The sequence below is a fragment of the Salinivibrio sp. SS2 genome, from assembly GCF_001722075.1.
In the GTDB taxonomy this organism is placed as follows: Bacteria; Pseudomonadota; Gammaproteobacteria; order Enterobacterales; family Vibrionaceae; genus Salinivibrio; species Salinivibrio proteolyticus.
The window spans coordinates 1-12087 of sequence record NZ_MEBP01000096.1; the positions used below are offsets into that span (position 1 = coordinate 1).

The 12087-nt window shown below is 45.2% G+C and carries 9 protein-coding genes and 1 pseudogene; 9 read left to right on the forward strand and 1 reads right to left on the reverse strand.

Translation table 11 applies throughout. The annotated features are described in order from the left end of the window. Window positions 1–111, reverse strand: a pseudogene (locus tag BGK46_RS17455) (IS5/IS1182 family transposase); the annotation flags it as partial. A gap of 155 nt (window positions 112–266) precedes the next feature. On the opposite strand from BGK46_RS17455, the gene BGK46_RS11530 reads away from it, so the two are divergent. The 9 genes from BGK46_RS11530 (at window position 267) to BGK46_RS11570 (ending at window position 11455) form a co-directional block, all read left to right on the forward strand. Then, entirely contained in the window at window positions 267–2189 is a 1923-nt protein-coding gene (locus tag BGK46_RS11530; protein ID WP_069589430.1) for a S8 family serine peptidase, read from the forward strand. Between the two features lie 40 nt (window positions 2190–2229). Then, window positions 2230–2733 carry a hypothetical protein gene (locus tag BGK46_RS11535; RefSeq protein WP_069589432.1) on the forward strand — a complete coding sequence of 168 codons (504 nt, stop codon included), beginning with the start codon at window positions 2230–2232 and terminating at the stop codon, window positions 2731–2733. Between the two features lie 235 nt (window positions 2734–2968). Continuing rightward, on the forward strand, window positions 2969–4432 hold the full coding sequence (locus tag BGK46_RS11540; RefSeq protein WP_069589434.1) for a hypothetical protein: 1464 nt from the start codon (window positions 2969–2971) through the stop codon (window positions 4430–4432). A gap of 154 nt (window positions 4433–4586) precedes the next feature. Then, window positions 4587–5753 (forward strand): nucleotide sugar dehydrogenase, encoded by a 1167-nt coding sequence (locus BGK46_RS11545; RefSeq protein ID WP_069589435.1) that lies wholly within the window; start codon window positions 4587–4589, stop codon window positions 5751–5753. A 230-nt stretch (window positions 5754–5983) separates the two neighbouring features. After that, window positions 5984–6916: an alpha/beta hydrolase gene (locus BGK46_RS11550; RefSeq protein ID WP_069589437.1), complete on the forward strand. Its 933-nt coding sequence runs from the start codon at window positions 5984–5986 to the stop codon at window positions 6914–6916. A 110-nt stretch (window positions 6917–7026) separates the two neighbouring features. Beyond that, window positions 7027–8379, forward strand: coding sequence for an MBL fold metallo-hydrolase RNA specificity domain-containing protein (locus tag BGK46_RS11555; protein WP_084781425.1), 1353 nt, complete (start codon window positions 7027–7029; stop codon window positions 8377–8379). A 269-nt stretch (window positions 8380–8648) separates the two neighbouring features. Further along, complete coding sequence (locus BGK46_RS11560) at window positions 8649–9431, forward strand: glycosyltransferase family 25 protein (RefSeq protein ID WP_254659688.1); 783 nt, start codon at window positions 8649–8651, stop codon at window positions 9429–9431. Between the two features lie 20 nt (window positions 9432–9451). Then, on the forward strand, window positions 9452–10756 hold the full coding sequence (locus BGK46_RS11565) for an O-antigen ligase family protein (protein WP_069589438.1): 1305 nt from the start codon (window positions 9452–9454) through the stop codon (window positions 10754–10756). Further along, window positions 10757–11455, forward strand: coding sequence for a glycosyltransferase family 32 protein (locus BGK46_RS11570; RefSeq protein ID WP_069589439.1), 699 nt, complete (start codon window positions 10757–10759; stop codon window positions 11453–11455). Window positions 11456–12087 lie beyond the last annotated feature (632 nt).

Consider the following 12087-nt stretch of genomic DNA (forward strand, 5'->3'; position numbering starts at 1 on the left):
TGCCAAGTAGTTGATAGCGGCGTCATCAACCCAAAAGGTAATCGAACCACGATTAATCAGTGCTTGATTGTATTGCTTCCAATTGCTGATTTTATACTTGGCTTTGCTCATCATCTGAGACCGGTTTTGAGGCGTTGATGATCTGATCGCCGCTAGAGTGATAAGTTCAATGATTTAGGAAACAACGCCCCCAAAACCGAACAATCTCTTATGAGCTGACGACGGCAGATCAAATATTACGTGGGTCGGTCACTATTAGCGGTGACTTGAAGTCCGATCCGTTATTTTCCGAACAGTGGCATCTCAATAACACCGGTCAGACCGGTTACGCCATGCAAGCGCAAACGTATCAAGCTTGGATAGATTTACGTACGGCGCAAGGAATGAGTGAAGAGGAAGCGCGTCGCCGTTATCAATACGACCCGAGCATTCTTGTCTCTGGTGAAGACATGAACGTGTTAGCGGCGCATCAAAAAAACATTACCGGCCAACAGGTAACGACTGTTGTGGTGGATTCGGGAATGGCGGTTGCCCATGAGGATCTGGTTGATAATGTATTGCCGAATCGTTCGATTAACTTTTTGGATGACTCTAGTGACCCAACAGCGACCGGTACCGGTGGCGACCATGGCACATCCGTCGCCGGTTTAATTGCGGCAAAAGGCTGGAACGGCTTAGGTGGACGCGGGGTCGCGCCAGACGCCAATCTGATTGGTATGAATTATCTTGAGGAACAGTCCAGCGCAAGCGAAGCGGCAAGCTATGGCATGACAGGTTCAGGGATTAGTGAAAGCGAAAACATCGCCGCGTTCAACCGCAGTTATGGTATTTCAGCGCCAGCGTTTATTCCGACAGAGACGATGGATGAAACCATGTACCGTTACCCCACACAATACCTTCGCCAAGGCTTGGGGGCGTTGAATATTAAATCGGCAGGGAATGCCTTTGAGTCGACGCAAAGCTGGGCTGAAGGCAATCGACTTTGCGACGCTGCTCAAAACGGTATTGTATCTGGACAATCACGTGTTCTTAGTTGCTATGACAGCAACTGGGATCCCGCTAATGCTAGCTTTTACACTGTGACGGTGGGGGCGACGACCACGGCAGGTAAAAAATCGAGCTACTCGACGGCAGGTTCCAGTCTTTGGGTTGCTGCGCCAGGCGGTGAATACGGTACGACAGAGCCCGCCATGGTGACAACTGATCAAATGTCGTGTCAGCGTGGTTATGCCAGTCAAGCGGCGGTCGATGAATTTGAACAATCGAACGGGGCCTTTTTGGCATCGCTTGGCGTTGAGGATTTTCATGCCCGAGTTTGGCCTTTTAATACACCGGGGACCGACCTTAATCGTGACGTGAATCCATCATGTAATTACACCAATACCTTCAATGGTACCTCTTCTGCTGCGCCGAATGTGACTGGTGTGGTTGCGTTGTTAGTGCAGGCCAATCCGCAGCTTACGTGGCGACAAATCCGTTATATTCTCGCGGCAACGTCTGACAAGATTGATGTCAACGATAAGCCTATCTCACTGTTGGTAGGGGGAGAAGACAGTCAGCGTACCGTCCCCGTCCATTTGGGATGGGTCGATAACGCAGCAGGGTTCTCGTTTAATAATAAGTACGGTTTCGGGCGTGTGAATGCCGGAAAAGCGATTGAGATGGCGACCCAGAACCCGATCAAATTACCGCCATTAGTAGAAAGTGAGTGGATTGATGTGTCCCCATCCGTGCCGCTCAGCATCCCTGATGCGGATGCAAAAGGAACCAGCTTACGCTTTACGCTTGATGAAAGCCGTCTCAATAAAAATCTGACCATTGAAGGACTGCAATTTGGCTTTAATATTGAAAATGCCGATTTAACCGCCGTTAGCAACGGCGACCTGACTGGAAGCACAGCCGCGTCAGATATCGCCATTAAAGTGACGTCTCCGTCGGGTACCGAAGCAATCCTCGCTACGTCGCGCACGTCTTTAGGTGCCTATCAAGGGTTAGGTAACAGTGACCATCCAGGATATGCGTATCATATTAGTGGACCTATGTTGGCCAATGCCTTTTTAGGCGAAACCGTATATGGCCAATGGACGGTTGATATTGTCGATACAAATCGCGCCGATTTTGGTGAGATATACAATAATCGCGTACCCAGCCAATTGACTGCAGCGCAAATTCGCGTCTATGGCCACTGATCCCATTGACAGCAACCAGATTGATAGAAAGGAGTTCATCATGAAAACAGCCGTAATGATTGTTATCACTGCAATGGGAATAAGTGGTGCTGCAAACGCAAGTGACATGGGTAGCATTCAGCAACCGGCGCAATCTTCGATTGTGCAACCTATCGAGCGTAAAGCGACCACCGCGGAGCAAGCCATTGCCGAGAAGCTCGGAGAGAATGCCACCTTATCCGATTTACCTGAACTGCAAAGTTACAAAGGGGTAAACCTAAATAACCAACCTCTGCAAGCGGGGAGTACGGTTTATAACGAAGTGACTCGCAGTGTAGGAAAAGTGACAGGTAATATCACCGTTTTGCTGAGCCATGGTTCCATTTATGACTTGGCAGAAACCCTCAAGCTTAACGTCACCTACTTTGATGAGCGTGCGAAGTTAGGGCAGCTCAGTGCTGCGGGCCAGCATGATATCCTCGCCACCTTGGATAAAGTTCGCCAGTCTCCACAAGTTGCCTCGGCGCGCCTTGATATTGCAGAGAGCCGTAATCGTCCTCAGTGATCGGTGTCAATACATTGATAAGAGTAATGCTTTTTCTTCAATGTTCGCCAAAAACCGCCCTAGTGGCGGTTTTTGGCTGTTAGCTTGTGGTAAAACACCACGCCAGATATATCGCTATGACTTGAGTTGATGACAATCGAATAAGTTTGGCGTATTTTTTGCAGTATTTTTCATAATGCATTCAAAGGCAAATGTTTGCCGTCAGATTGGCACCAAGACCCAAAGAGTATCGATTATGTTTAATAAGCAACTTTTAGCAATTCTTATCCCTTTAACCCTTACTGGCTGTGGTGGTGGTAGTGACGACGGTGGCGGTCCACCTCCACCAGCTCCTAAGTATACCTTTGAATTTGCGGCTATTTATGCAAAATCGTCTCCTGATAGTAATTGTGCTGTCTACGGTGAAAAACAAGATGGAAAACAAATTCTCGCAACGAAAGATCGGGTAATAAGTGGCATTAATACGACTGGAACGATTCTCATTCATGACGATCTAGGTAATGTGGTAAATACTTATGATGTCGAAGCGAACAAGCTAACGATCAATCAATCATTGGTTCCAGCAAGGGGTTACGTAACCTTTGTGCTTGCCAAGGGAGCTGAGGTTACAGCCGTTTCCTATCAAAAAAGCGCATTAAGTCAGACTTTACTGTTTGGTTACCCTGTCGACAGCGTCAGCAATGATGATCGATGCATAACCTCAGGCGCAACCGAGCCAAATGAACGCGAGTATACAAACGTCAGGGTTGATGTTTCGAATGGCTCGAACGCGTACAGCGTTGGTATCACAACACAAGATAAGAGAACGCTGTCGTCAAACTTTGGCGCTAAAACAATCAGTCGATCATTTAGTAGCGCATTAGGCGTAGGATATGCAGAAAAAGCTGCTGGTGATCCCTCCAATACTGATATCACTGATATCAATACACCCCGTGAAATTACAGATTACAAGTTTTTTAATCTGTCTGATGACGCTACAGTCGAACTTGAACCTTTATCAGATAGTAATAGTTGGATATCGCCTGCCAATACCTACAACTTAACTTCCGCCGCTCTCTATGTCGACTACCAGCAAACGCCCTATATTTGGCAAAACTTGCCGTACGGTGCAAATGAAACTATCGACTACCGCTACGATCCAGCCAACAATAATCTGTCGTACTTCTTAACCGCAGAAGGAAGCGTGGACGCTTCAAGTGACCAATGGCAACTGTCAACCGCACAGCAATTGTCTGGAACACAACTTAGTGCTGGATTAGATGGTGCCAGTCTGGTAGGTAATATCACCGTTCCCTCACAGACAAATGTAAATATTGATGGTAGCGGAAATTTAACCGCCTATGGCAACGATGCTGACGGCCAAGTGGGGATTCAACGTATTGCTTATCAAGCTACAAATAGTTCAACAACAGTCACACACGTTATCTATGCTGAAGCGAATCACCAGCAAGTTGTCCCCGAGCTACCCGAAAACATTATTACTGGCTCGCTTAATCATTATGATATCAGTGTGATGTACACAGAAAGCGATCAAGCTCTAGCGGCGTTGATGGCAGAACACACCAATCCAAGTATTACTGATAGTAGCGACCTTAGTGTGGACCAATTACCGGTGCTCTTTACTACCTATGAGCGAGAGCAATTGGCACGGCAAAAGAAAATTATCGATCATTATCAAATATCAACGAGTAATCCTTAGGGCCTAGAGCCTTTCTTGCTCTTTCCCGTAATCCATAATCTATTCCCTAGGACCTAGGACCTAGGACCTAGGACCTGGGACCTAGGCCATAGGTCCTTTCCCCTAAAACCCCTACGTGATACCATTTTTTCAGGAATGACTTAAGGAAAGTTCGATGAAAATTGCCGTTGCAGGAACAGGTTACGTCGGGTTGTCGAATGCTATGCTACTGGCGCAACACAACCAAGTGGTTGCCCTTGATATTGTAGAAGAGAAGGTCAACCTGTTGAATAACAAGCAGTCGCCGATCGTAGACGCGGAGATCGAGCGTTTTCTGAAAGAAAAACCGCTCGATTTTGTCGCGACGCTAGATAAAAAACAGGCCTATCAAGACGCTGATTTTGTTGTGATCGCAACACCCACTGATTACGACCCCGAAACCAACTACTTTAACACCAGTTCAGTTGAGGCGGTTATTCAGGATGTGATGGCGATTAACCCGAATGCGTTCATGGTGATCAAATCCACTGTCCCGGTCGGCTACACTGCAAGCATTAAAGCAAAATTTGGTTGCGATAATATCCTCTTTTCGCCGGAGTTCTTACGTGAAGGCAAAGCGCTATACGACAATCTATATCCTTCACGTATCATTGTCGGTGAAGACTCAGATCGTGCGCGCACTTTTGCCAGCCTGCTGCAGCAAGGGGCGATCAAAACAGATATCCCGGTACTATTCACGCACTCCACCGAGGCGGAAGCGGTCAAGCTCTTTTCCAATACCTACTTAGCGATGCGCGTTGCGTACTTTAATGAGTTAGATAGTTATGCGGAGACACATGGTTTAGACGCGCGTCAGATCATCGAAGGTGTCGGGCTTGACCCACGCATTGGCGATCATTACAACAACCCCTCGTTTGGCTACGGCGGTTACTGTCTGCCAAAAGACACCCGACAACTGCTGGCTAACTACCAAGATGTGCCCAACAATATTATTCAAGCGATTGTCGATGCGAACACGACTCGCAAAGACTTTATTGCCAATGCGATCATCAAGCGCGAGCCCAAAGTTGTAGGAGTATACCGCTTGGTGATGAAAGCAGGGTCAGATAACTTCCGCGCTTCAGCCATTCAAGGAATTATGAAGCGCATTAAAGCGAAAGGGATTGAAGTTATCGTTTATGAACCTGTACTTGAAGAGCAAAGCTTTTTTAACTCCGAAGTGATCACTGATCTGGACAGCTTTAAACAGCGCGCGGATGTGATTGTTGCCAACCGGATGGTCGATGAAATTCGAGACGTAGCAAGCAAAGTCTATACGCGCGATCTGTTTGGCGAGGATTGAGGGAAACGCAAAGAAGTTCCTAGGATCCTAGGCCCTAGGGACTTTATCTACCTGAGCTGGCACTTAACGCTGTTAAGTATTCCGTAATCTTTCCCTAGGACCTAGGACCTAGGACCCTAGGATCTTCCTCTCTTTCCGTCTTCTCCCTCGCAAAACTCTCTTAACACCATACAACTTAACCATCGACCTTACGTATCCTCACTGCACATTCATAATCCGTCGATGATGCTATGTTATTTATCACCAGCCGTATTCCTGAACAGGGACCGAAAAGTGAGGCCAGCCGTTGGTTGAGTTTTGATCATCAAAACACCGATATATCGAAATGGGTGTATTTTTGCCAGCGCGCGGGACAGGGTGAATATCAAGAGCTGACAGCGGCGCCGTTTATGGCGAGATTAAAAGCCTTACCCATCCAAACCCAGATCCTCTTTTTACTTCATGGCTATAACAATCACATGGAGCGTCATGTTTTTCCGATGGCCCACACGCTTCAGGTTCAATTTGACAGAATTGCACCCAACGCCATTATGGTCGTACCGATCATCTGGCCCTGTGATGACGATGGTCGGCTCGGCATGATTGATGATTACTGGGACGATCAACTGGCGGCCACGGCGTCTGGTCTGGCTTTCAGTCGCTTACTGGCGATGTTTGATGAATGGCGTCGCGCTCCAGAACAACAAGCGAGCCCCTGCAAGCGACGTATGAATATACTGGCGCATTCTATGGGAAACCGAACCTTAATCAGTACCTTTCACCATTGGCATCAACACGCGGGGCTGGATACCATGCCACAATGGTTCCGACATATTTTTATGGTGGCGGCGGATGTTGATAATCAAGCCTTAGAACCTCAGCAGCCGGGCAGATCTGTGCTGGATGCGGCTAAACAAGTCCACATTTATTATGCTGCAGATGATTTAGCCATGGCTGCCTCCAAAGTGGTCAATATGCGTCATCGCACCATCACTCGGCGCCTAGGGATGACAGGGCCAGAAAACCTTGATGTGTTGCCTGCTCACAAGGTGACGGTAACCGACTGCGATGCCTTTAACGACCAATTCGACCCAAGCTGGGGACACACTTACTTTCTTACCGACGACAATGGCCACCCAAGCCCATTGATAGAACAAATGATGAATAAGATGATAAAAGATTGAATACGGGAAGGAGCAGACCGCACGCGCAGTGTTTCTTTTGCTCTTTCCGTAATCCGTACTCTTTTCCCTAGGCTCTAGGAGCCTAGGATCTTCCGCCCAAGGACATCACTATGCCCAATACTTCCATCGATAACGATATGCTCACCGTCACCCACCATGGCGGTTATCATACAGTGACGGGCTCATGCCATCAGCTAGATATTAAACCGAGTGGTTTACGCTTGCTGATTGATTGCGGCCAATACCAAGGTGACGAAGCGCGAGAGGCGAGAGGGCACCTCAATGGCAAGGGTATCGATGCGCTTATTCTTACCCATGCGCATATTGACCACTGCGGCTTGCTGCCTTGGTTACTGGCGGCAGGGTTTTCTGGACCCATTTACTGCACCGAAGCGACGGCGGCACTGGTGCCGCTGTTGATTGATGATACATTAAAACTGCAATTGAACATGCGCCATGGCGATCGCCAGCGGATACTAGAGCGTATTAGCCAGTTGATGGTTTACCTACCTTATAATACTTGGCACCGACTAAAACCAAAGCAAAAAGGGCAGTCAGCGACCTATTTGCGCCTTCAACCCGCCGGGCACATTTTGGGTTCAGCGTATGTGGAGTTAAAACTGCCTGATGAGCGGCGCGTGGTGTTCTCAGGAGATTTAGGCCCAAGCAATACACCGCTATTACCCGATCCTAAACCGCCTGCGCGCGCAGACATTCTCTATCTCGAATCCACTTATGGAGATAAAACACATCAATCCGTCGCGACGCGTTCACAGCGGCTCGAGGCAATTATTCAGCATTCATTGCAAGATGGAGGCGCGATACTGATCCCCGCGTTCAGTGTCGGCCGTACCCAAGAATTGCTCTTTGATATCGAACAGCTGATTTATCAAAAGCAGCTAGATAATGCGATTCCTATCATTCTCGACTCCCCCATGGCCCAACACGTCACGCGCCAATATCGCCACTTCAAAAAATTGTGGAGTAAAGAAGCCAACGCTAAACTGAATCAACACCGCCATCCGTTAGCGTTTGACCAATGCATTACCATTGATGCACACAGCCAACACCAAGCGCTAGTGAATCGCCTCAAACAGACCGGAGAACCCGCTATTGTGGTGGCCGCTTCTGGTATGTGCCAAGGCGGGCGGATCATGAACTATTTGAATGCATTACTCCCTGACCCGCGCACGGACGTTATTCTGGCCGGCTACCAAGCCCAACACACCGTAGGGCGTGAGCTTCAACAAGGAAAAAAGCAAGTTTGGATAGACAACGAAGCGATACACGTTCAAGCCCAAATTCATACCCTATCGGGCTACTCAGCCCATGCTGACCAAGCCGACTTAGTCAACTTTGTGCACGGCATTCAGCCTCCCCCCGATCAAATCCACCTGATTCATGGTGAGCCAGACAGTCAGGGCGCACTGGGCGTAATGTTGAAAAGAGAGTGCAGTCGCTGATTCTTGTAGGTCGTCTAGAGTCTCAAGAGTTGATAAGACTTCGGCGTCATGCCTGTTGTAGTGACTAAGCACGCTACGTTAGATACTTTTGGTTGCCAGCTATACAGAATTGGCTATTCTACGAGATATTATCTACTGTTAATCACACAGATAAACACGAAATCACGGACATTTCGATGAGCCAAAGTGGTAGTTATGTTATTCTCCCTGTTTTTTAGAGCAGCTATGTAGGGACGCGTTTAGCTGACGAGTTATGTGAGAGCAAATAAATGTGTCTGAATAAAGAACCTGATCAAGCAATACAGGTTTTTGTGATTAGTTTGCAAGAGTCAACTGAGCGTAGAGAGAGAATAAAAAAGCAACTAGATCAACGAGGAATAGCGTTCCAGTTTTTTGATGCGATTAATTCTCATTACCATGTGTGTGTCTTAGAACAGTTTGAAAATGCACAAAAAACAAAGAGAATTAAAGGTTATCGACTAAAGACACCTGAACTAGCATGTTTCGCAAGTCATCGTCAGTTGTGGAAGAAATGCGTTGATAATAAAAAACCTATTGTGATTCTCGAAGATAATGTCGATCTAAATGACTTTTCGATATTGGATTTTATTAAAATATGTGAACAGGTAAGAAATTATCCTTATATTAAACTTGCAGCGACACGAAAGAAAAAATTTCTGAAAATAAAAAAAGTATGTGCTAATTACCATTTAGGACAATACATAGGAAATACATGTGGAACCACAGCTTATATCGTTGGCCCTATTGCCGCTCAAGCATTCTTAGACGGTTCAAAACAGTTTATTGAGCCTGTAGACGACTATATGGAAAAAAGCTGGAAGCATAGTGTGAAAACCTACAGTATATCGCCTAGCCTTTTTGAGCGTGCAAAAATAACGTCCACAATAAGTTCTGCATCGAGTCGAAAGCTAAAAGAAAATATCGGTCTTATGAGTTGGATATATATTGAGTCATACAGAGTTTTTGAGTTTTTCTTACGGCTTTTCCATTTTTTGGATTGGTCTAAAATAATAAAGAATAAAATAGTGTAGAAGTTAATTTTGGAGCAGATATGCTAAGGTTTACAAATAGAGGTAGCTGGCAGTTAAAAATGCTTGTAGATAATCATGCATTTGTGTTATCTATGTTCTTCTGCTGTTTGGGGTACGCTATTTTTAAAACATCGTATCGCTGGATTGGTGATATTTTCCAGTCAATAGTGATCCTTGGTGTTCTGCTCTCACTCTATAGTTATCGACAAACAAGAATAAAAGAGCCACTTGTTTTTTTGATGGCTTTATCTATCTTAGTACCTATTCTTAGCTGGCTGAATGCATTATTTAAATACCCTGATGTGGCGAGCGCTAGCCCAGATCTAGGTGCTATTTTAAATTTTTACTTTTTTCTTTTTCTTACCTATTGGATTAAGCGTGATAAAGTGTTTATTTATGGCTTTATGTTCGCATTCTGCCTTGGTGTATTATTAACGATATATTCCCATTCACCAAACGTAATTGATGAGTTTTTGCGTGGTATGAATGGGGAGCGTATTGATTTTTCTTACGTTAACGCAAATCATCCTGCGGCACTTTTGGGTGCCGCTATTATTGTGGCGATGACTCTCTATATAGGGAAATCAGATAAAATCTTATATCCTCGTGGATTGTATAATACAACATTAGTCGGGTTTATTTGTGTCGCTTTACTCGCACTCGTATTCACCCAATCTCGACAATCTTGGCTTGCACTCGTTGTCAGTTCAGGGCTCATGATGTGGATTGTGGTGTACCGCAAGTACGCACTGAACCCGTGGAGAACCCTACTAGAAGTACTAGGGGTTACTGTACTTTCTGCTCTCCTGGTTGCTCATGTACCAATGATTCATGAGCGATTAATGACTGAAAAAAATGTGATACAGTCGATATTGTCATTAGATTTGGAGAGGATACCGTTCTCTAGTATAGGGACCCGTATTCATCTTTGGGCTGAATCATTAAAGTGGATTGCAGAAAACCCCTTGCTAGGAGTAGGTCAGAATGGTCGTGCCTTCGTTATTTCGATGTCTGAAGGGATGCCAGAACATATTGTCAATCACTTTACTCACTTACATAATGGCTATATCGACACATTGGTAAATTACGGAGTCGTAGGGCTCAGCGTTTTTATTTTTAGCATATGGTCGTTACTCCATAGAGGGGTGGATAAAACGCAAAAAACACAGTGTGCCTGCTTAACCATAGGCTTTATTGTTTTTTTTCTTATTATTAATATGTTTGAGTCATTCCTAACATTCAAATCAGGCGAGTTTATTTTTAACTCGGTAGCGGCAATGGTTTTAGCTATGATTTATAATGAAAATGAGAGAGATTGTATTTGAATGATTAAGAAAATACATGCTATTTGGCTGGGAAATAAAATGTCACCGTTTTCGCTTGCTTGTATAGATGATTGGCGAAAGCAAGGCTATGATGTAAATGTTTGGACAGAAAAAGACTCACAAATCATCTCATGGATAAATAATTGTGAGTTTGCAAAGGCGTGTTTTGACCGAAAACTGTATGCATTTGTGACTGATTATCTTCGACTAAAGGTCCTCGCTGAATATGGTGGATTGTATTTAGACACTGATGTCACTATACGACGTGATCCATTCAGCTTATTTAATCAGTGTGAGTTTGGGGTTGGCTATGAAGATAGTCAAAATATCGGAACCGCAGTTATCTATGCGTTACCTCACTCTACTATACTTAAAGAGCTCATTGAATTTTATGAAAATGAAATTATGCGCTCTCCCTTTTTTATGGGTCCCAAAATTATGACCGAAATGGTCAGTCGACATCAAAGCAGCCTAGGTTCTGAGCATCCAGTGAAGGTCTTTGAAAAAGATATATTCTATTTTTATGATGGAGACGGTGTGTTACCCGCCTTCCCAGAAACGGCATACTTGGTGCATTGGTTTCAGCATAGTTGGAAAGATCCTAGAAAAGAGGTGTTTCTCAAGTCTAAACATCTAGGATTTTGGGGAAGGATATATGTTTACCAAAAATATCTATTTCGCTTTAAATTAAAAAAGTAAATCACAGGCGGTTTAATTCGAACAATACACAGCGCTTCGTATCTAAGAAGCTGATCATCGATAATGGAAAGTCGAAGCGCTCTGTTTGGCGAGTTCTACTATAATCTGTACCAGCTAAGCCCTCTATCAGCTATGTCCTTTACCAGCGGACATAGACGCAATAAATCGCAAAAAGACTGTAGGCTGATAGCCGGCTCTGTTGGGTGGACCATTATCCTTTTCTGGTAGTTAAAGCTGCGAGTTCCTCTCTTCTCCTTCATTTCGTGATCTATCCCTTCTTTTCAATAGATAACACGCTAAAAAACACACAGATAGCGCGTAGCACGTTATCTTTAAAGCAGTTTTTCGAAAACGGCGGTCTTTATCTGGTGACCAAAATGTGTAAACTGCAAATGCTATAGTCTCATATCGTTGCTCTGCCTAAGTAGCTGTGATCAGCTGCCTAGCAACCTTCGGTGCCACCCGTAATGTGTGGACTGCAGAGTGTAATTCAGTGCAAAACTTGCAACTGCGCACAGAGGAGCGAAACCTTCGGGCGGTAGCGTGTCTAAATAGTGCGTGTTTAGGTTTTTTTCGTTTATTTTTCAGCCTTTTAAAGGATTTGTTTTTGCGTTTTTATATAAAACCATTGG

Bases quoted from the DNA above. Each gene is read 5' to 3' on its own strand.
- BGK46_RS11535 (WP_069589432.1), top strand. From the start codon at position 2,230: ATGAAAACAGCCGTAATGATTGTTATCACTGCAATGGGAATAAGTGGT.
- BGK46_RS11540 (WP_069589434.1), top strand. From the start codon at position 2,969: ATGTTTAATAAGCAACTTTTAGCAATTCTTATCCCTTTAACCCTTACT.
- BGK46_RS11545 (WP_069589435.1), top strand. From the start codon at position 4,587: ATGAAAATTGCCGTTGCAGGAACAGGTTACGTCGGGTTGTCGAATGCT.
- BGK46_RS11550 (WP_069589437.1), top strand. From the start codon at position 5,984: ATGTTATTTATCACCAGCCGTATTCCTGAACAGGGACCGAAAAGTGAG.
- BGK46_RS11555 (WP_084781425.1), top strand. From the start codon at position 7,027: ATGCCCAATACTTCCATCGATAACGATATGCTCACCGTCACCCACCAT.
- BGK46_RS11560 (WP_254659688.1), top strand. From the start codon at position 8,649: ATGTGTCTGAATAAAGAACCTGATCAAGCAATACAGGTTTTTGTGATT.
- BGK46_RS11565 (WP_069589438.1), top strand. From the start codon at position 9,452: ATGCTAAGGTTTACAAATAGAGGTAGCTGGCAGTTAAAAATGCTTGTA.
- BGK46_RS11570 (WP_069589439.1), top strand. From the start codon at position 10,757: ATGATTAAGAAAATACATGCTATTTGGCTGGGAAATAAAATGTCACCG.